Genomic DNA, 18,936 nt, shown 5'->3' with positions numbered 1-18,936 from the left:
CTATCCTTTCGTATGCCAAAAAGCCTTCGAGCATGCTCAAAGACTTTTTTATTAATTCCTATTCATTTTGAACGCATTAGTAGATATAGGAAGTAAGGCACACTAAGCATTGTAACAATAATCCCTGCTGGAATATCCGTCTTAAAACTGACCGTTCGAGCAATCGTATCCGCTGCAAGCAGCAATATCGCACCAATTAGCGCTGAAGCTGGTAGAAGTACTTTGTAGTCGTGACCAACCAGCTTACGAGCCACGTGCGGACTAATTAAGCCAATAAAGAAAATGGAGCCCCCTAGCGCTACACAACCAGAAGCAATAGCGACAGCCGCAATCGACAGCCATAGAAATTTCCGCTTTAAAGCGACTCCTAAGCCTATCGATGTTTCATTGCCTAGCACCAAGACGTTTAATATTCGTGCATTGGCCACAATATATACGAATAATGTCAGCACCCATGGTAGCAACAAGCTAATATAAGACCACTTGTCTCCCCACAAATATCCCGCTTGCCAACGCTGTGCAAACTCATACTTTTGGTCATCAAGCTTTAAAGTCAGAAATAACGTTAGAGCACTTAACCCCACATTAATCGCAACGCCAGTCAGAACAAGTCGTGTAGATGAAATCATACGATGTTTTCTATAAGCTAGAACATAAATCAGCAGGGCTGCCAGCAAACCACCCACGAATGCCATTGACGGCAATACAAATGCTGTAGTGGCACCTTGAATGCCTACAGTCGAGATAATTAATAGCACCATAAGACCTGAACCTGAGCTAATACCAAGCATGCCGGGATCAGCTAGATCATTACGCAACAGCGCCTGCATGACGGCACCTGCCAGTGCCATCCCAAATCCAACAAGTATCGCTAATACGATACGAGGAAGACGAAACTTATAAACAACGAGATGATTCTCTTCAGGGCCTTGTCCAACCAGCACTTTAAATACTTCAAGTGGATTGAGAGACATTTTTCCCATATTAAGACTAAGAATAGCTCCTACAATAAGCAGTATTAAAAGAGATAGAACCCATATTGTCGCCTTATACGATTTAACAACACTCATTTGACAGCTCTCCTCTCTTTACCCGCAATTAGCAAGAAGAAAGGAACACCGATCATTGCAAAAATAATGCCCAGCGCTGTCTCTGCCGGACGATTAATCAATCTTCCCGCAATATCCGCCACAACCATAAGTACGCCCCCATAAATGGCTGACGCCGGAATAATGTAACGATAATCTACGCCTACAAAAAAACGCATGATATGCGGTACAATCAACCCTACAAAGCCGATTGGTCCTACAAGTGCAACAGATACACCAGCAAGTAAAAGAACTGCAAGCGTAGCTAGCAGCTTAACGAAACCGGTCCGCTGCCCGAATCCTTTCGCGATCTCTTCTCCCAAATTCAAAACAGTAATGGAACGTGAAATGAAAAGTGACAATGCCAGCCCACCCAAGAACCAAGGAATGACTAGTTTTATCTCCGTCCATGTCGCTCCTGCCACACTACCTGATGTCCAATAAGCAAGGGCATAGCCAATTCCATAGTTTAATGAAATAAATGATCCTATAGCGCCAAATAGCATAGTAATTGACATTCCAGCTAGCACTAGTCGTTGAGGGGTCATTCCTGAACGATTCAATGAAGAGGCAAGATACGTTAAGCCCGCGCCAAGTCCTGCGCCAATAAAACTAACTAGCAATGTTGTCGTCTGCAATTGCCCTGGAAGGAAAGCAAGTGTAACGGCCATTGCAAAAGCTGCTCCTGCATTTACTCCCATTAATCCCGAGTCAGCTAACGGATTTCGCGTATAACCTTGCATAACCGCTCCTGCTACTGCGAGACACATGCCCGCAATCATATCAGCCGCCGTACGCGGAATACGAAGGGCATGAATAATCTGATGCTCAGTCAGTTCAGGGTTAAAATTAAAAATCGCTGTCCATGCCGTTGTCAGGCTCATGGAAGCAGAACCAAAAGAGATAGAAGCTGCTGCCGAAAGCAGCAGCAGCAGTATCCCTATGAGTAAAAAGAAACCAAAATACGATTTCCGCTCAAGATGAGGTATTACGGTTGTTCTATCATCTAGCTTTCTATTTTTTTTCATACGCTGACACTAGCTTCTCAACTACAAAATCGAGCTGTTTATCAAGAGAGTAAATATCGGAATAATATGAAAAATCAAATCCGATTTCGATCAATCTACCTTCTTTGATGGCTGGAATGCTGTTCCAAATTGGATTGTTCGACAAATCATCAGCCCCATCCCATACAGAACGGAATACGAAGTCTCCTATGTACTCAGGTAACACTTCTAAGGAAACAAACCCTCCAGTCGCCTTCTCCCTTCCATCAATCTTCTTCTGAATAATTTCTGGCGCCTTTAGCCCTAAATATTCATAGATGATCTGAGAGCCCCTTCCGTAAAGCTTGCTATCGATCACTGCCATCTCTTTTTTGCCGCCTTCGATAATGGTTACTGTCTTATCCAAAATTCCCAGTTCATCAAGCTTCTGCTTGCTCTTCTCCACCTTCTCGTGGAAATGATCTAATAGAGCTTGTGCCTCCTGCGCCTTACCAAACACCTCGCCAATCTTCATTACACGTTCATCCGTCGCCATTGTATCTTGAGGAATATAAACGGTCGGTGCTATATCCTTAACCCTATCGTAAGTTTCTTCAGAAGGAACTAAGATCAAATCCGGCTTTAGTGCCATAATAGCCTCTGGATTAGGCTCATACCATGCACCCAGATTTTTAACACCCTCCATCATTTCAGCAAAGGGCGCTCCTTCGAAGACATCCGAAGTACCTATCGGCTTAATGCCAAGTGCAATAAGATCTCCTTGAAGATATAACACGACTACCCGCTCTGGATTAGCTGGCACGACAATATCTCCCTTCAGCGTAGAGATGGTTCTTGTCTGTACCTCCTTATTGGCATTGGTATTGTCCGTTGAATGATTAGCTGCTGATGATGTCACTTCTGAAGCTTTGGAGCCATTAGAATTCGCGGCATTCGAACCCACGTTTGCAGATCCACATGCACTTAAAAGCAAGGTAAAGCTAAGTAGCATCACTACAATAAAACTTGATGTCTTTGTTACTCGCATAGGTGAAGACCCTCCGATATTTTTGTGTTGATAATGATTATCATATTCAAACACATTATAGCGGGAGGATATGTTCTCGCCAATGGAGAATCCGGCGGCGATAAATGGAGAATTCTCCGATGAGCTCATCTGCCTGCTCTCTTTGCGGAATTGGATAGGAGCTTGACCATTATATTTACGGAACATACGACTAAAATAATATACATCGCTATATCCAACTTCTTCTGCAATAGCGCGAAGAGGTGCATCGGTATATCGTAATAGCTCTTCTGCTTGTTGAAGCCGGAATCGGATCAAATATTCGATCAGGCTGAACCCCGTCTCACCCTTAAAACGCGTCGATAAATGACGCGGGCTATAATTAAATTGCTCCGCTATAGATTCTAGTGATAAGTTATGACGATAATGCTCCTCGATATAGCGAACAACCTGCCCAATGACATCCGGTTGCCTGAGGTTAACTCTAACCTTTGTAAACTGCTTCATTAATTCATGTACGAACTGATAGAACAAGCCTTTAACTTGAATTCTATCCAATAGGCTTCCCTGGGCCCATAGTTGTTCCATTGCCATTAGTTGATAGTGCAATGGCAATGGCTCCAAAGACTCGAAGCCATACTGCATCCAAAATGGATTGCTGCGTTCTAAAAGTCTTGCTAAGTCCTTTCTTCCTGGCAACGAGGCTCTATAGAATAATAGGTAATATTCGAAAATCTCCCCTGCCTCTATACATAGTTGCATTCCTTTGCCACCATGCATAATAAAGGAACTGTCAACGTCGTAATCTATGCCGCCCAGATTCATGCTGGCCGTGCCCTTCACAGTATAGATAAACCCACATGCAGGTAATATATAGCCTTGCAGCTTGTCCCCAGGCTCCATCACAGTGTGTCGAATGTCCAATACTTTAACAGCAGCATGATTCCATGCGACAATATGATCTTCCAGCTTCATTTTTGCCTTTCACTCCGATCCACTACACAATCTATTTAAGTATTTCATCATAAAATAGTGATAATCATTATCAATTAGTATTAGGTAGATCCTCTCTTTTGTCAATCGCCGTTTAATATCATGCGCCTGGCGCTCAGTGAACAACGTCCAGTAGGCATCTGCTATAAGCGCCGGAACATAATACGTAAGTATCCCGATCTACAAGAACTACTCGTGTTAAACCAAAGAACTGAACAGTTACGGATCGTGCATTAAAAACCTCAAAGAACAACTCCCCACAACTCCTACTTAAAATAAATACATGAAATAATTTTTAAAGTACTTTTTAGTCGAATAAAGTTGTTATAAGTTCTAATTCATGATACTATGTACTCATGAGTTATAAAGAGGAGGATGAACACGTTGGGTGATGATTTTTCGCATGCATTATCTGAGTTGGATCAAGCTATTGAAAATATTGATAACTTGAGTTTAGAGGAAGTTAAGTTATTTCTAGAGGATTTACAAAAGAGAGCCGAATACATTGAGTTAATAATTAAAGCCAAAAAAATGAAGGCTAGCTTTAAAGAAAGTATAGAAGATCCGTCAAATCTAACCCCTGCTTCTACTCAGCCTGAAATTACCGGAAACATTGTATATGGAACCACAATAATAACCGATAATGATCGTCGATTTGGCATACTTAGATTCAGCAAATTATCCGAAATTTCCCAAAAACTATCACCCAACAGTAAGATATTAATAAAATATGCTGGAAAAGTATATCAAGGGAGCATACCGAAGTCAGTGATTGGCAGGATCAATGGACTTTCTTCCATGTATTCTGAGCATTCCGAATTTACTACAAGTTATAAACTGTCTGTAGAATACGATTTTGTTAGAAAAATCATGATAATAGCTAACTCTTAATTACTTCATCAATTAGATCTAAAGAGAGGCTCAACCCAATTTTAAATGTGCTAGGAGATAGAAAATTGAAAAATAAACTAAGTGCTTTCCTCAAAGATAAATATGATGATTATATGAAGATATTTCAGCTTATTGCCACGATAATTACAATTATCGGATGGATTATAGTCGCCTGCACTTTTGGCAAAGATCTCGTTCCTGGAAAAGCTCTCAGGGATTTTTCAGAAAACGTAAGCGATTTGCGTTTAGGACAAAACTATGTCTTCATCGAAAAAAAGCTAGGTATTCCCACTGTCATTGAGGACATAGACTACACGACATTGGACAATAAAGACATGAAGGGATCTGTTGCAACCTACTATGATAAGAACTACGTCGTCCTTACATATTTTGATAAAAATAAATCATTATTTGGGTATGTTGTAATATCGGATAGCAAATATTTTACTCCAAGAATTCCAAGTACATTGAACACGAAAAAAAGTGGACAACAAAAACTTAAGAATTTAAGGTTAAAAGCAGTGAATCCTAGTAACTATTCTTTCAAAAGTTGGGATAAATTCTTAGTAGATCAATATATTTTTGCAAGAAGCGGTGGTCCCGATCTTGAGAAATATTATGTTGAAATTTACGATATGTTGAATGAAGGATATTTAGGCCTAGCTATAACTGATATTAATCGGGATTCGGATTCTATGAACAGTACTTTTGCAAGATTAAGTGAAATTACTAACCCAGATGATACAAATGAATTTTACCGGAAATACAAAAAGCACTTTGATTTCACTAGCTTTCACGCAAAGTCTTCTGGAACAGAAAATATAGTCCAAGAAGACGTTTATGAAAAAACGAGAATTGATAACACGAAAATCAACTCCTATTTCCTATTTTCAACAATATCAGAAATAAATACGAAGAACTTTATTGAAAAACATTTGAATTCCAAGTACTTCACCTCAAAGCAATCTATTCTGCAGTATAAGTAATTTCTGATCGTAAAAGCAGTTAGAATATCCATCCTAAGGCTGTCGAGAATATCTTGACAGCCTTTTTAGTGTTCAGCTCTAGAATCCGTAACTTGCTAGATGCCCAGCTATATAATTTGGTAAAAAAACCATTACAGTAAAATTTACTATGACCAATACCGTTTCTCTGATATTGTAATATTCTGTTATCCTTATTTCCCTAATTATTGGAGAGGTTGCAAATGAGTGTACATCGGGTTCATTAGCTTCTACCCAGCAGAACTGATCGCCGACCTTTCTGGCAAGCTGCCAATTCGAGACCTTAGCGTTCAAGAGTCGGACATTGAGGACGCAATCCGTGAAGTATATCGGACAACGGGGTACGATGCAGTTAGAAGCAGTTTATGGATAACTGTAATAAAATTCAAAAACACATGAAAGAACTCACTGATAGAGAAATTCCCGGTCAGGCAAATAAGCGACAATTTGCTTTGATTTCACACCTGGTTTTATACCGTTAATCTGAATACTTCCCCGGTAATCGCGGAGTAGCGATACAATCAATTTCATTAAAGTTGTCTTTTCAGCCCCGTTAGATCCTAAAAGACCCCTAATTTGTCCGGATTGAACATTTAAATTCAAGTCATTCAAAGCATGTTTTTTACCATATTTTTCGACTACGCCTTTGCACTCCAACAACGGTCTAATGATCATCCACCTTCTTTATTCAGCTTTTATATAACATATTCTTACTTATAAGTTTATTTTAGTGTAATCTAATCAAATATTCACCGCAATTCCCGCAAATTTATCCCATTAACTGGTTTACCATAATAGATTCAAAACCTTATCACCCGAAAGTTGAGCTAGACAGTCCTTTAAACAAGCATGTTTTATTCCATATTAATGGCTGCTGAAGCGACTGTTATGAGGGATCATCCGGTAATAATGGACTGCGCGCTCCTTCTCACCACTCAAATAAAACATACAGGCTGTATTCCAATAGAGGGCACTATCTCCATTCCATCCGAACAGTACGGGAAAATCAGCAAGCAGCTTGAAACCTACAGACAGTGCTGTTCTTTGCGAACCGATGTTGCTGGACCAGCATTGCCACCCAACCCTAGTGATCCCCGCTGTTTGGCAATCCCAATTGCTCCTAATGCTGTTTTACGTGCCCATCCGTTGCCTTGATATCTTGGATCGGTTTGGATTCCCAATTCACATTCGTTTCCAACTACCCAATCTGTAGAGCATCAGCTAATAATAGTCGGACCTTCGTCAGTATCCTGTATAGCCACACATCCAAAGCCTGTATCCTCATATGCCGCTAATGAAGGCCAGCCACCTTGAATTTCTTCTATTAGTGGTCAAACAGCCCTAACGCTTTACTAAAATATTCACTAGTAAGTTCCGCTTCCATGAAGAAGTTGATACGGATATACATGCTTATTTGTCTCCCCAAAGTTTATGAGAGGATTCTTCTATTTTCTAATTTGTTTGTCCTTATCTAACTCCATCATTTTCAATTTTGTCTAGATATTCCCGATCCATGTTATGCTTCTCTGGACTTGATACCGGCCAAGTGTTTTTCTTTTGTTTCTAAGTTGATCCTTTCATCGCTTTTATTAGTCTTTTCCCATACGAGTGTTGCTCCAGACCTTCCAGGCCTGAGTTCCTTGCACAAAGACAAAATGAACATTATATCCGTTGATGATGATTGCCAGTTCACTATGTCCACCCCCTACCAATATATTTTTACTTAATTTTAACACTAAGGATAAAAATGTATTGGTAAAAAATACTTATATCCGTTCTTGATCAATTTTCGCTTGACTCCCCACAACACAAAAAACCGGCCGCTCTGCCATCAGGCAGAACGAACCGGCTCTTAAATTTACTGAGCGCACGGGGCGCAAGCTTACATTAGAATGCAGGCACAACCGCTACGCCGTACTTGTCTTCAATAAACTTTTTCACTTCAGGCGATGTCAACGCGGCGTCGAGTTTTTTGATATCATCACGGTTCTCATCACCGCTGCGTACAACAATCACGTTGGCATAAGGAGAATTGGCATCTTCACGGAAAAGTGCTGACGCCGGATCCAGACCCGACTCCAGAACAATATTCGTATTAATCAACGCGCCGTCCAAGTCCTTCAGCGCTCGCGGGAGTGTAGGAACATCAGCCTCAACAAACTTCAAGTTTTTCGGATTTTCTACAATATCCTTTGGAGTAGCCTCATAAGTAGTGAGTCCGTCTTTCAGCTTAATCAGACCTTTTTGCTGAAGCAGTACCAACGTACGGTATTCGTTAGAAGGGTTGTTCGGAATACCAATTTGGGCGCCGTCTTTCAGCTCATCGATCGATTTGATCTTCTCCGAGTAGAATCCGATCGGCTCCACATGGACCTTTGTCGTCACGGCAAAATCATAGCCTTGCTCGCCCTTCACGGAATCAAGATACGGTACATGCTGGAAGAAGTTCGCATCAATCTGCTTCTCCTTCAGCGCTGGGTTAAGCTGTCCTTCATCATCAAAGACAACGACATCCAGATCAATGCCTTCCTCCGCCAGCTTTGGCTTAATGAAGTTCAGGATTTCAGCATGCGGTACAGCAGCAGATCCAATCTTGAGTACTGTCTTCTTAGCTGGTTCTTCCGTTTTGGCCGGGGTGTTAGCTTTGCTCTCCTTAGAGCTGCCATTGTTTGAGCCAGAACCGCAAGCGGTCAAAGCCAGCGTGAACAAGAGAATAAGTGCAGATGTCACTACATACGATTTTTTAATTTTCATTAATAATCCCTGCTTTCGTCGATTAAAGTATAGATCCATTGGATGAAAACTGTTCTCTAGTCCATTTTGAAACGCTTGCGTTCAATCCGCTTGGCCGTATAATCCCCGGTCCACTGGATACTCTGCACAAGTAAGATAATAATGAGGACGGTGGCAAATAAGATGTCCTCCCGGAACCGCTGGTACCCAAAACGAATGGCTAGACTCCCAAGTCCCCCAGCCCCGATCGCTCCGGCAACAGCTGTGAATTCCGTAATAGCAATGACAGCGATGGTCAGACCGCGAATGAGTGCAGGGAGCGCTTCAGGAATAAGTACTCGAAAAATGATCGTAACTGGCGAGGCGCCAATCGCTTTGGCTGCTTCAATCTTGCCTGTATCAACCTCCTTGAGAGAATTCTCAATAATTCGTGCCAAGAATGGCGCTGCTGCGATGGACAACGAGACTATAGCCGCAGTCGGTCCAAGCGATGTACCTACGATAAGTCTGGATAACGGGAGCAGTAGAACAATCAGGATGATGAATGGCAGCGATCGTACAGTATTAATAAAGGTTCCGATGACTTTATGTACCGCTGGAGCGGGCAAAATGCCTCCCCTTTCCGTCACAACTACACTAATGCCTAAGGCAAGCCCCAATAATATCGCAAAGATCGAAGACCAGAACACCATATACAACGTTTGTCCCAGACCCTCTAATAGCAACTCATACAGATCGTCCTTCATATGCCTGCCCCTACTCCCTCCATGGCGAATCGCCTGCTCTGGTACTGATGGATAATGTTTATAAAGCGCTGGGCCGTCTGACTCTCCGGATTGAAGAAGAGCTTGTCGACCGTACCTGTCTCGACGATTCTCCCTTTTTCGATAACCGCCATCTGATTGCAGATATGCTGCAGCACATCCAGCTCATGTGTGATGAGCAAGATCGTCAATCCCAACTGACGGTTAATGTCCTTCAGCAGTTCCAATATGGAATAGGTTGTCTCCGGATCAAGGGCCGAAGTCGCTTCATCACTCAGCAGCACAGTCGGGTCATTCGCAAGTGCGCGGGCAATGCCGACACGCTGCTTCTGTCCGCCGCTAAGCTGTGACGGATAACTGTTCTCCTTATCAGACAATTGAACCAGATTCAGAATTTCTCTCACCCGTGTGCGAATATGCGCCTTGTCATATCCCCCCACCTCCAGTGGAAAGGCCACATTCTGGTAGACTGTTTTGGCATCTAGAAGGTTGAACTGTTGAAAGATCATCCCAATCTTCTGTCTTGCTTTGCGAAGCGCCGCGCCCTTGAGTGCCGTGATCTCCTCCTCTCCGATCAAGATACGACCGGTGTCCGGTTCTTCAAGCCGATTCAGACAGCGAATCAGCGTAGATTTGCCGGCGCCACTAAATCCGATAATTCCGAAAATATCCCCTTTTCTAACATTCAACTGAATATTGTCTAGCACCTGGATAGAGCCTTGCACCGTGTTATAACTCTTGCTAAGTCCCTCAACGGTAATCAATGCTGCAACCTCCCTCTCGCTTAATCTTGGCTGTCACTCAACAATACATATGGTATGAACCTTCACTGCATTAGTTCTTAGACGAAGCCCGCTATTCGTTCACGACCTAATAATAACTATTCCTAGTGTTTTAGTGTGCTTATTCCCAAAGTATAGGATCACATCTTCCAAACGTCAATAGTTTTAAAATAAAATTCTATGTAAAGTTTAAATTGACACGACATCCATAAAGCGCTAAATTAAATCCAACTATTCTCATTGAAATATTTTATATTTGAACACGGAGGATGAATAAGATGACCGATAAACGACAAATCAAGCTTTCTGCCTACCTGGTCGGCACCGGGATGCATACAGCCTCCTGGAGATTGCCGCAAGCACAAGCTAACTCCAGTATTGATATCGACTACTACAACAAACTGGCTCAGACCGCAGAGCGCGGCAAATTTGACATCGCGTTTTTGGCGGATAGTCTAGCCATCAACGAAGTCTCTCATCCTAATATATTGAACCGCTTTGAACCGATCACACTTATTGCAGCTCTGGCTGGGGCCACCTCTAAAATTGGGCTTGTCGCCACCGCCTCCACTTCTTACATCGAGCCGTTTAATCTGGCTCGCCTGTTGATGTCAGTTGATCAGATCAGTAAAGGACGCGCAGGCTGGAACATTGTCACTACCCGGGATTTGTCCGGCAATACTGCCCGGAATTTTGGTGCAGAAGAACATCTGGAACACAGTTATCGGTATAAACGAGCATCGGAATTTCTGGAAGTGGTTCAAGGCTTGTGGGATTCCTGGGAGGATGATGCCTTTGCATACGACAAAGTGAAGGGCGAGTTTTTTGACACCGCCAAGCTTCATCGTCTGAATCATAAGGGAGAGTTCTTCTCGGTAGAGGGACCGCTGAATATTGCCCGTTCGCCTCAGGGTCATCCGGTGCTGGTTCAGGCCGGAACTTCTGATGCAGGACAGAGCTTTTCTCTCCAGCTTGCTGAAGTTATTTTCTCTATCAAACATCATCTTGAAGATGCACAGGAATTTTACCGATCTTATAAGAGCCAATTGGCGCAGCAAGGACGAGACCCTGAGAAGGTATTCATTTTCCAGGGGATCTCCCCTATTATTGGGAAAACGGAAGAAGAGGCCGAGCAGAAACGGCGGCAGCTTGAATCACTCATTACGGAAGAAGCTGGTCTACGCTTCCTGTCCGATTATTTTCCGAATACAGACTTTAGTGGCTGCACTCTGGATGCGAGAACTCATGAGCTTGAACTACATACGGTTCAACTATCCAAATCTGATTTCAAAAAGCACCAACCGATCATCGCCCGTGATAATCCGACGCTGCGGGAGCTGTATTCCTTACTTACTGGTGCATTCAGCAGTAACGATCTGGTCGGTACGCCAGAGAAAATCGCGGATACGCTGGAACGCTGGTTCCAGGAGGAAGCCGCTGACGGCTTTATGCTAATGGCTCCGTCTCTACCAGATGGACTGGAAGATTTCGTTAATTTAGTCGTTCCGATCCTGCAGGCAAGAGGACTGGTTCGCACCGAATATGAGGGCAATACTTTGCGTGAGCATTTGGGTCTGTCCATTCCTGTGAGCCGCTATGCGGAATCAGCTTTTGAAGTGATTGGCGGCAAACAAGACCGTTCCTAATTCCCTTTGGCCCGAAACGGTGCGGCTTGAGGAAGCATACCAAAAAGCATTTTTTGTATTGGACCACAGGGGAAAATACGAAAAATGCTTTTTCATGATCAATTTTATAAATACGTAAAGTCTATACGTAATAAAAACACCCTCCCTCATTCTGATTTAAATCAATCCCTTGAGATCTTGCGCAATATGTGAATATCGCTCTGAATCGTCCCCAAATCTATTTATCATTAGGCTCGTTTGTAGCTTGGCTGGAAAAACAATGAGCGTTCAAGTAAAGGAAGACACTCAAGCTTATCATTGTTACAAAACACCTACTGTTGAAGAGAATTACTATTGTAACTTTGGTATCAATCCTGAAGTTATAGATAAATTAGACCATCCAGATCTATTATTTCCGGGCGTAGACCAAGATGGAGAAATTCACATTATTGAGTTAAAAAATCACGATTACTTCATAGCTACATTATTTGTTCCACAAACTCGTTCATCACTCAGCGAGCCCCATCCGCTCATACATGGTTTTATTACGGCAGCCATCAGACCATCAAAAGAGACTTTAGACCTCGTATGTGTGACACGGATCAAAATACTTTTTAAAAAGCTACCAATCTGTAGCCTAATATTCTTGAACAGTATCGAACAATTTCAAGAAAGTGTCTTTTAATTTTCCACATCCATAAGAGGCATTCCGACGCTTATAAATATCAAGGTAATACTAACTTGAAATATTCCTGGATTCATCCTGAAAGAAACGGTTGTCTACTACTGAGTTTTCGTTGATCGTTATTTTGGTATTCCATCTTGTCCATAATTCATCTGAAAAACCAGCTAATTTGTAACCACACTTACATGTAAAATCTTCTCCCAGTCGTTCATGTGATAAAAGAAATGGAATTAATATTTTACACTGTAGGCAGGTAGCCTTAGTCTTTTTTCACCGGAGGAGTTCTTCGTTCGTTACATATTAAGCTGTTTCGGGAGACGTTTCTACCATCTGCCCGTTATGATCATCACGAACATTGACATTGTAAACTCATAGCTTACATTGCAAAAGGTTTATACCTCGCAATCAAAGTCACTTTAAGTCGGGCAAAAAGAAATAAAAAGAAAACATCGCAACTTGAACATCTTCGTTGTGATGTTTTCGAATCTTTAAAAACTAAGTGATTTTAATGAAACGTATTGAAGTTGTAGGCGTTTGACCTCCCCCAACAGGTTGATTGAGCCCTAACGGAGTTGTAGCCGGACCCACGACTAAACTAACGTTATCCCCTGTAGTAAGAGTCAGAATCGTTGGAATGATACCTGTACCAATAGTATTTGCATCGGTCAAAATACTTCCAGCGTTAAAATACGGACTCCTCTTCCGTTGAACTGCAGTCCGATCTGGGCGCTATTGCCTCCTGCACCTTGAACGCGTCCGTGGGCCAGATAAGTTCCTGCTACACTTACGGTAACACTACCATCAACATTTATTGTCAATCGTTGACAGCTCTTTTTCTACCATTTTGTGGTTAATCAACAGACCTTTCCAATATATTACTAACGCATTATTACCCTATTTGTACAAATGTTAGTGAAGACGCATTAGAACCACTTATACCATTTGGTGCAAATGAAAGGGTTACTGTCAATAAGTTACTAGAGATTAAACCAATTGAAACATGGTCTCCTGCTGCTAGACTAAGAATATTAGTTAGATTAAGTTGCGTTGTTCCGGTTATGTTTCCTGCATTACCAAAAGAATTCAAAAACGGTACTGCGATCCCTCCCCCATTGACCTGTATTCCAAAAGTTCCAGAATTCGCTGCAGCGAGATTGACCATTGCTGATACTTCATAAATACCAGCTACATTTACGGTAACGGAACCATCTAGATTTAATGTAAATGCTCCAGGAGTGTTTATAGGTGCTGCACTTGCACCAGTCACAGGAATAATAGTTCCAGAAGCCATGACACCGGAAGGGATAAACGGTCCGATGGTAGTGATATTTGTAAATGAACCGTGGACACCAGATAAAGTTCCAGTTGGACCTGTAACGCCAGTAGCCCCTGTTGCACCTGTTACTCCTGTTACTCCTGTAACGCCAGTAGTTCCAGTAGCTCCAGTAGCGCCTGTTGCCCCTGTGGCTCCTGTAACGCCAGTAGTTCCAGTAGTTCCAGTAGCTCCGGTTGCCCCTGTTACTCCTGTAACGCCAGTAGTTCCAGTAGCTCCGGTTGCCCCTGTTGGTCCTGTAACGCCAGTAATTCCAGTAGCGCCTGTTGCCCCTGTTGCCCCTGTTGGTCCTGTAACGCCAGTAGTTCCAGTAGCTCCAGTTGCCCCTGTTGGTCCTGTAACGCCAGTAGTTCCAGTAGCTCCGGTTGCCCCTGTTGATCCTGTAACGCCAGTAGTTCCAGTAGCTCCAGTAGCGCCTGTTGCCCCTGTGGCTCCTGTAACGCCTGTAGTTCCAGTAGCGCCCGTTGGCCCAACGGGTCCGCCGGCTGGCCCTGTAGGACCTGTAGCACCTGTCGGGCCGAGAAGCGACGGGGCTGCAAGAACGCTATCCATTTTGGTAGCCAGCAGTATTTCTTTCTTGATAAGTTCCGTCATTGTACTTCTTACGCTATCATCAATCGCAAGCAAATCACTAATGGTTGCCGGAACGCTGAGACCCGGCAAAGTACCTACCGCATATTGGATTTTCTCAGCCTCGGCATTAATAACGTGACCCAGACCCAGTTCTTCGATCGCAATCGAAGCCAACAACAGATTCAACGCATCTTGTCTTGTTACGGTAATATTAGGCGTAATATTCGGAATATTCGCTTGTGACACCAATATCGTCCTCCCTTATTGCCTTCATTCTTGTCAGTTATACTATGTTGTTCAAGAATTTTGGTGACAAGAAGTTCGGCAAAAGGCAAAAAAGCTCCCCAGCAGGAGAAGCTCAATTATAGAGCAATATATACATGATCTGCATCCGTTCTGTCATTGCTGCATTGCACAGATTATTCTGTCTCTTGACTCTGGCGTGGGGGCATGGATTGGAGCTAATGCCGTTAACGTCGGACATGTCAAGATTGGAAAGGGCAGCGTTATTTCAGCGAATAGCGTTGTAATTAGGGATGTACCCGATTACTGTGTCGTCGGAGGCTCTCCTGCCAGGAATCTCAAAGTATACGATCCGGCTACCGGTGAATGAATCCGTACACGATCGGACTACGAAGCTGTATCCTTGTTGGAGCAGCGTAGACAGGAACCGCTGCTATCCATCTGTATTCCGATTTACAACCGGGCAGAAGATCTGGAACGTTACCTGGAATCCATTTATTCACAGATTGGATACAGATCTCATAGAAGTTCACGTTAGCGACAATACTTCAACGGATACAACACCTGAGGTGCTGAAGCATTATGCAAGCCACTACACCGCTTTTCATCATAACCGGAATGACGAGAACATCGGGTAAAATCCCAATATTATCCATGTAGTGAGGGAAGCTAGGGGGGTATTTGTGAAAGTTTAGCCGTATTATCCGCAGGCTTTGGAATTGATACAATTCATCGCCAATAATCATTCGGCAGCGACATGAGTATCCATAAATACTACTGCTGGAGATGAAGAGAAGTGCAAACCATATTTTGTATGTATATAATAGTGAATGGTCTGAATATTATAACGCCCAATCTTCGCTAAAAAAGCTGTTCCGGTACTCTGCCGAATACAGCTATTAAGCGCGATTCTATGGCAGGATGTTAAAATACAGAACATTTGCCATTCCCTTTTCAAGACTACCAACCGTCGTTAAGGTCCCAATAATCCCACTCCACATAGTACCCTTTATGTTTCTCATTCACATTATCGCGTTTGCGATTCTACGCCCTCGTAAAGTCCCAAAGCAACATTCTTATCCCCCTGATCCAATTGTAGAGCAGTATCTAGTTTTTTGAGCAGCATCCATTCGGCCATCATGAACGAGTCCATAAACTGGATAATTGAATGGTTGAACTGGATGATTTCTCCTGCCGTTGATCCGCTCTCAGCGAGTTTCTCTTCGCAAAAAGCGCGAATATTCCCGGCTTCCGTCTCCAAGAGACTAGAAAGTGCATTCTCTTCAGATGTAATGGATTCGATCAGATGAGATATGGCTTCGTCCATTGGGGGAACAGGCGTGGTTGATGCGTCTCCTTTGATCACCATCTTGATCCTCCTCCATCTCCTATTCTTCCATGCCTTCCTCCATGAGCTCTTATTGCTTGCCCAATCTCCCAGCGTCTCCTGTCTTAATATTCGGAATAATCGGTATCCTCTTCATGTTCATTCCCCTCCGTTAGAAAGATTTCAGATAACGAACGTAACGAGTCTGACCGATGCTAACACTGACTGCACCAAAAATTTCCGGTGGCTGCACTGCTGGAGAACGCTTTCCACGATAAGAGGGAGAAGCTTTGTTCCTGCTCTTCTCTTTCACTCCAATGCGCGGATTATTAAACACTTTAGCTCGGGTATTCTTCAGAACCTCCTCTTCTAGAGGCTCTAAAGGCCCCCATACCAGGTTCACTTGAGGCGATTGAGGGCCCGAAGATTCTTTGTCCGCTGTCTGTTGATTATCCTCAGGCTCCTCATGAATGGACCGGATCTGTGTTTCCATTTGCGTTTCTATTTGATCCTTTGCTTGAGTTACCGTGTACTCTTCAATGAGAGCTTCTACTTGCGCTTGTGGCTGTTCATGCACGTCTGGTTGAGGAGTGTAACATGTAGACAAATAGTCAAGGCTCTCAAGCACGCGCTCCATACAATACGAGTTCTGAAACGGATTTTGTTGCAGCTTTTCCATGAAGGTGTAAAGCTCAGGCAAGTGGCTATGTTCAAGGGCTGAGCCGCTAAGTTGATCATCCCTGTAATTGTTGTATCCAGCGGCCGCATTCACATAATCCATGGCAATCTGCTTTCGCTTCGCTTGAATATGAAACTGAACGAGTGTCTGAAACATGTTCATCATCTGAAATTCAAGCTGCCTATTTTCTTTATCTGTGCCTGCTCTTGTTCCATCTATGATTCCAGTGCAAATGTGAATGACGGAGGCTGTCATTTGCTTACGAGAACTATGATTGTTCAGCCCGGGTTTATTCTTCACAGTCTCCACCCTTTTCTTACCTGATTTGTTGTCCTTCTGCTCCACTTTGCATGCTACTTCCAATCATCATCGAAAATACACCCGTCTTCCCAATATATATCTTGCATATCCTCTAAATTCCTCAGTTCTTTGCGGCTTTTTTCCTGAAGCCTGGATGGGCCGTTTTGTCCTGCCATTCGGATCTTGGAATAACCTTTCGGTTTTTCCTGATCCAGTTGAAGCACAGTATCCAGCTTTTTGAGCAGCATCCATTCAGCCATCACAACAGTGTCCATGAATTGGGTAACCGATTGGTTGAATTGCATGTTATCTGCTGCTGTAGAACTGCTCTGGCCCTGATTTTGCTTGGAGAAGACTCGGATATGCTCCGCTTTCGTCTCCAACAGTCTCGAGAGTGCTTTTTCTTCGGATGCAATGGATTCAATCAGATGAGATACGGCTTCGTCCTTTGCAGGAACAGACCGGATTGACGTAATTCCTTTGATCTCCATCCTTATCCTCCTTCCCTCCTATTCTTCCATCCACTCCTCCACACACACATCCTGTTCTTCCAGCCTCGCCACATCTTCCAGCTTGAAATGCAGAAGCATCTGATTTTTGATTACCGTCCTTAATGTCCGCTCGGCACTGTCATTAATCCGAAGGGCATCTTGCAGGCTGAAACAGTGCTCTTGAATCACCTTCTGCAACTTCTCTGCTTCCGCATTGACAATGTGTGACAGACTGATCTCCTCCAGAGCGATGGACGTAAGGAGAAGATTGATAACCTCGGACCTCTTTAAAATAATCTCAGGCTTGATATCCGGAATATTCGGCATACTCATCTTCTTCATCCCTTTCTGCTACTATCATTCCCGTCATGATACCGGATGCACGAAAAGATTGCATATGCATATGATGGTTACTAAGCCGGGCGGGTATTATACAATCATATCTATGTACGAGTCGTTCCATCCATGAGCTTTTCCGAAAAAAAATCATAAAAAAAGCATGGCGGGTCTGATTCTCATCAGCACCCATCACGCTCTTCCAATCCACCTTTTTGACTTTTAAGGTATCGGCGTAGGTAATGGCACAAGCGGCAGGACGCCTTCTAGCTTCTGCTGCAGCAGAATTTCCTTACGCACCACTTCTTGTAGTGTTTTACGCACACTACTATCAATGGCCAACAGATTAGAAATCGTAGCTGGCGGGGTAAGACCAGGTCCCAATGTTCCGAGTACGTATTGGATTTTTTCTGCCTCAGCATTCATGATATGGGCGAGAGCCAGCTCTTCAAGTGCTATGGAGCCTAACAGTAAGGCTACCGTCTGGTCAATTGTGATACTAATCGTAGGTGTAATGTTCGGGATGTTCGCTTGTGACAAACCAATCACCTCATTCATTTTTTTGGTGAACCTTCATTACTAACGACAGGAAGATAATACTGTAATGCTCAGTACTACTCTTCCTCTTCGTTCTGTTATTTTTATATGCTGCATGGCTTGATCAACTGAACTAGAAATTCGAAATACTTTATTTCACTTTCAAACCAATCAACACATAAACCGATCTGGAACGGTCGAGTCAATAGCTCCCACACCCTATTCTTCAATGAATTCATCTAGAAACACATGCCGTTCCTCCAATCTCACTACATCTTCCAGCTTAAAATGCAGCAGCATCTGATTCTTGATTACCGTCCTTAATGTCCGCTCTGCACTGTCATTGATCGCAAGCGCATCTTCCAGACTGAAGCAATGCTCTTGGATCACCTTCTGAAGCTTCTCTGCTTCCGCATTCACAATGTGCGACAGACTGATCTCCTCCAGAGCGATAGACGTAAGGAGAAGATTAACAACCTCCGGTCTCTTCAGAATGATATCCGGCTTGATATCCGGAACATTAGGCATACTCATCTTGT

22 protein-coding genes are annotated in these 18,936 nt (G+C 43.2%); 5 read left to right on the top strand and 17 right to left on the bottom strand.

Going from position 1 to position 18,936, the window contains the following annotated elements; translation table 11 throughout:
• Positions 1 to 62: 62 nt before the first annotated feature.
• The 3 genes from ACFVRY_RS02280 to ACFVRY_RS02270 are packed head-to-tail and all read right to left on the bottom strand — an operon-like array spanning position 63 to position 4,076.
• A complete protein-coding gene (locus ACFVRY_RS02280; protein WP_387496754.1) occupies positions 63 to 1,070 on the bottom strand; it encodes a FecCD family ABC transporter permease in 1,008 nt (335 codons plus the stop codon).
• On the bottom strand, positions 1,067 to 2,116 hold the full coding sequence (locus tag ACFVRY_RS02275) for a FecCD family ABC transporter permease (protein WP_387496751.1): 1,050 nt from the start codon (positions 2,114 to 2,116) through the stop codon (positions 1,067 to 1,069). The genes ACFVRY_RS02280 and ACFVRY_RS02275 overlap by 4 nt, the downstream gene beginning before the upstream one ends.
• The gene (locus ACFVRY_RS02270; protein WP_387496748.1) at positions 2,103 to 4,076 is read right to left on the bottom strand and encodes an AraC family transcriptional regulator; all 1,974 of its coding nucleotides are present in this window, start codon (positions 4,074 to 4,076) and stop codon (positions 2,103 to 2,105) included. Before ACFVRY_RS02270 ends, ACFVRY_RS02275 begins: the two co-directional genes overlap by 14 nt.
• A 402-nt stretch (positions 4,077 to 4,478) precedes the next feature.
• Between ACFVRY_RS02270 and ACFVRY_RS02265 the strand changes: the two genes are divergently transcribed.
• Both ACFVRY_RS02265 and ACFVRY_RS02260 read left to right on the top strand, forming a co-directional pair.
• Positions 4,479 to 4,985 (top strand): hypothetical protein, encoded by a 507-nt coding sequence (locus ACFVRY_RS02265; protein WP_387496745.1) that lies wholly within the window; start codon positions 4,479 to 4,481, stop codon positions 4,983 to 4,985.
• Between the two features lie 65 nt (positions 4,986 to 5,050).
• The gene (locus ACFVRY_RS02260) at positions 5,051 to 5,971 is read left to right on the top strand and encodes an ETEC_3214 domain-containing protein (protein ID WP_387496742.1); all 921 of its coding nucleotides are present in this window, start codon (positions 5,051 to 5,053) and stop codon (positions 5,969 to 5,971) included.
• 423 nt (positions 5,972 to 6,394) lie between these two features.
• On the opposite strand, the gene ACFVRY_RS02255 is transcribed toward ACFVRY_RS02260, so the two are convergent.
• The 6 genes from ACFVRY_RS02255 to ACFVRY_RS02230 form a co-directional block, all read right to left on the bottom strand.
• A complete protein-coding gene (locus tag ACFVRY_RS02255; protein ID WP_387496739.1) occupies positions 6,395 to 6,664 on the bottom strand; it encodes an ATP-binding cassette domain-containing protein in 270 nt (89 codons plus the stop codon).
• Between the two features lie 350 nt (positions 6,665 to 7,014).
• Positions 7,015 to 7,170: a hypothetical protein gene (locus tag ACFVRY_RS02250; RefSeq protein WP_387496736.1), complete on the bottom strand. Its 156-nt coding sequence runs from the start codon at positions 7,168 to 7,170 to the stop codon at positions 7,015 to 7,017.
• A gap of 335 nt (positions 7,171 to 7,505) precedes the next feature.
• The gene (locus ACFVRY_RS02245; RefSeq protein WP_387496733.1) at positions 7,506 to 7,682 is read right to left on the bottom strand and encodes a hypothetical protein; all 177 of its coding nucleotides are present in this window, start codon (positions 7,680 to 7,682) and stop codon (positions 7,506 to 7,508) included.
• Positions 7,683 to 7,876: 194 nt separating this feature from the next.
• Positions 7,877 to 8,743 (bottom strand): MetQ/NlpA family ABC transporter substrate-binding protein, encoded by an 867-nt coding sequence (locus ACFVRY_RS02240; protein ID WP_387496730.1) that lies wholly within the window; start codon positions 8,741 to 8,743, stop codon positions 7,877 to 7,879.
• Between the two features lie 56 nt (positions 8,744 to 8,799).
• Positions 8,800 to 9,468: a methionine ABC transporter permease gene (locus tag ACFVRY_RS02235; RefSeq protein ID WP_387496727.1), complete on the bottom strand. Its 669-nt coding sequence runs from the start codon at positions 9,466 to 9,468 to the stop codon at positions 8,800 to 8,802.
• Positions 9,465 to 10,250 (bottom strand): methionine ABC transporter ATP-binding protein, encoded by a 786-nt coding sequence (locus ACFVRY_RS02230; protein ID WP_387496724.1) that lies wholly within the window; start codon positions 10,248 to 10,250, stop codon positions 9,465 to 9,467. The genes ACFVRY_RS02235 and ACFVRY_RS02230 overlap by 4 nt, the downstream gene beginning before the upstream one ends.
• Before the next feature lie 296 nt (positions 10,251 to 10,546).
• Here ACFVRY_RS02230 and ACFVRY_RS02225 point away from each other — a divergent pair, with 296 nt between their 5' ends.
• Positions 10,547 to 11,914 (top strand): LLM class flavin-dependent oxidoreductase, encoded by a 1,368-nt coding sequence (locus ACFVRY_RS02225; protein ID WP_387496721.1) that lies wholly within the window; start codon positions 10,547 to 10,549, stop codon positions 11,912 to 11,914.
• A gap of 259 nt (positions 11,915 to 12,173) precedes the next feature.
• Positions 12,174 to 12,578, top strand: coding sequence for a CTP synthase (locus tag ACFVRY_RS02220; protein WP_387496718.1), 405 nt, complete (start codon positions 12,174 to 12,176; stop codon positions 12,576 to 12,578).
• Between the two features lie 665 nt (positions 12,579 to 13,243).
• On the opposite strand, the gene ACFVRY_RS02215 is transcribed toward ACFVRY_RS02220, so the two are convergent.
• Together ACFVRY_RS02215 and ACFVRY_RS02210 are read right to left on the bottom strand one after the other, a co-directional pair.
• The gene (locus ACFVRY_RS02215) at positions 13,244 to 13,396 is read right to left on the bottom strand and encodes a hypothetical protein (protein ID WP_387496715.1); all 153 of its coding nucleotides are present in this window, start codon (positions 13,394 to 13,396) and stop codon (positions 13,244 to 13,246) included.
• Positions 13,397 to 13,467: 71 nt separating this feature from the next.
• Positions 13,468 to 14,730 carry an alpha-helical endospore appendage domain-containing protein gene (locus ACFVRY_RS02210; protein WP_387496712.1) on the bottom strand — a complete coding sequence of 421 codons (1,263 nt, stop codon included), beginning with the start codon at positions 14,728 to 14,730 and terminating at the stop codon, positions 13,468 to 13,470.
• Positions 14,731 to 15,020: 290 nt separating this feature from the next.
• Here ACFVRY_RS02210 and ACFVRY_RS02205 point away from each other — a divergent pair, with 290 nt between their 5' ends.
• A complete protein-coding gene (locus ACFVRY_RS02205; RefSeq protein ID WP_387496709.1) occupies positions 15,021 to 15,365 on the top strand; it encodes a hypothetical protein in 345 nt (114 codons plus the stop codon).
• A 389-nt stretch (positions 15,366 to 15,754) separates the two neighbouring features.
• Here the strand turns inward: ACFVRY_RS02205 and ACFVRY_RS02200 are convergent, their stop codons facing one another.
• From ACFVRY_RS02200 to ACFVRY_RS02175, 6 genes are all read right to left on the bottom strand, one after another.
• Positions 15,755 to 16,096 carry an alpha-helical endospore appendage domain-containing protein gene (locus ACFVRY_RS02200; RefSeq protein WP_387496706.1) on the bottom strand — a complete coding sequence of 114 codons (342 nt, stop codon included), beginning with the start codon at positions 16,094 to 16,096 and terminating at the stop codon, positions 15,755 to 15,757.
• A gap of 130 nt (positions 16,097 to 16,226) precedes the next feature.
• Complete coding sequence (locus tag ACFVRY_RS02195) at positions 16,227 to 17,096, bottom strand: hypothetical protein (protein WP_387496704.1); 870 nt, start codon at positions 17,094 to 17,096, stop codon at positions 16,227 to 16,229.
• Positions 17,087 to 17,524, bottom strand: a complete 438-nt coding sequence (locus tag ACFVRY_RS02190; protein WP_387496701.1) for an alpha-helical endospore appendage domain-containing protein — start codon at positions 17,522 to 17,524, stop codon at positions 17,087 to 17,089. Before ACFVRY_RS02190 ends, ACFVRY_RS02195 begins: the two co-directional genes overlap by 10 nt.
• Positions 17,525 to 17,542: 18 nt before the next feature.
• Positions 17,543 to 17,857, bottom strand: coding sequence for an alpha-helical endospore appendage domain-containing protein (locus tag ACFVRY_RS02185; RefSeq protein WP_387496698.1), 315 nt, complete (start codon positions 17,855 to 17,857; stop codon positions 17,543 to 17,545).
• Positions 17,858 to 18,082: 225 nt separating this feature from the next.
• Complete coding sequence (locus ACFVRY_RS02180) at positions 18,083 to 18,400, bottom strand: alpha-helical endospore appendage domain-containing protein (RefSeq protein WP_387496695.1); 318 nt, start codon at positions 18,398 to 18,400, stop codon at positions 18,083 to 18,085.
• A 216-nt stretch (positions 18,401 to 18,616) separates the two neighbouring features.
• A complete protein-coding gene (locus tag ACFVRY_RS02175; protein ID WP_387496692.1) occupies positions 18,617 to 18,931 on the bottom strand; it encodes an alpha-helical endospore appendage domain-containing protein in 315 nt (104 codons plus the stop codon).
• Positions 18,932 to 18,936 lie beyond the last annotated feature (5 nt).

The organism is Paenibacillus sp. NPDC057934 (genome assembly GCF_042887565.1).
Lineage (GTDB): Bacteria > Bacillota > Bacilli > Paenibacillales > Paenibacillaceae > Paenibacillus_AQ.
Note: the sequence above shows the minus strand (reverse complement) of the source record. Positions and strands in the feature narration are given on the sequence as shown.

Bases quoted from the DNA above. Each gene is read 5' to 3' on its own strand.
- ACFVRY_RS02280 (WP_387496754.1), bottom strand. From the start codon at position 1,070: ATGAGTGTTGTTAAATCGTATAAGGCGACAATATGGGTTCTATCTCTT.
- ACFVRY_RS02275 (WP_387496751.1), bottom strand. From the start codon at position 2,116: ATGAAAAAAAATAGAAAGCTAGATGATAGAACAACCGTAATACCTCAT.
- ACFVRY_RS02270 (WP_387496748.1), bottom strand. From the start codon at position 4,076: ATGAAGCTGGAAGATCATATTGTCGCATGGAATCATGCTGCTGTTAAA.
- ACFVRY_RS02255 (WP_387496739.1), bottom strand. From the start codon at position 6,664: ATGATCATTAGACCGTTGTTGGAGTGCAAAGGCGTAGTCGAAAAATAT.
- ACFVRY_RS02240 (WP_387496730.1), bottom strand. From the start codon at position 8,743: ATGAAAATTAAAAAATCGTATGTAGTGACATCTGCACTTATTCTCTTG.
- ACFVRY_RS02235 (WP_387496727.1), bottom strand. From the start codon at position 9,468: ATGAAGGACGATCTGTATGAGTTGCTATTAGAGGGTCTGGGACAAACG.
- ACFVRY_RS02225 (WP_387496721.1), top strand. From the start codon at position 10,547: ATGACCGATAAACGACAAATCAAGCTTTCTGCCTACCTGGTCGGCACC.
- ACFVRY_RS02220 (WP_387496718.1), top strand. From the start codon at position 12,174: ATGAGCGTTCAAGTAAAGGAAGACACTCAAGCTTATCATTGTTACAAA.
- ACFVRY_RS02205 (WP_387496709.1), top strand. From the start codon at position 15,021: ATGTACCCGATTACTGTGTCGTCGGAGGCTCTCCTGCCAGGAATCTCA.
- ACFVRY_RS02200 (WP_387496706.1), bottom strand. From the start codon at position 16,096: ATGGTGATCAAAGGAGACGCATCAACCACGCCTGTTCCCCCAATGGAC.
- ACFVRY_RS02190 (WP_387496701.1), bottom strand. From the start codon at position 17,524: ATGGAGATCAAAGGAATTACGTCAATCCGGTCTGTTCCTGCAAAGGAC.
- ACFVRY_RS02185 (WP_387496698.1), bottom strand. From the start codon at position 17,857: ATGAGTATGCCGAATATTCCGGATATCAAGCCTGAGATTATTTTAAAG.
- ACFVRY_RS02175 (WP_387496692.1), bottom strand. From the start codon at position 18,931: ATGAGTATGCCTAATGTTCCGGATATCAAGCCGGATATCATTCTGAAG.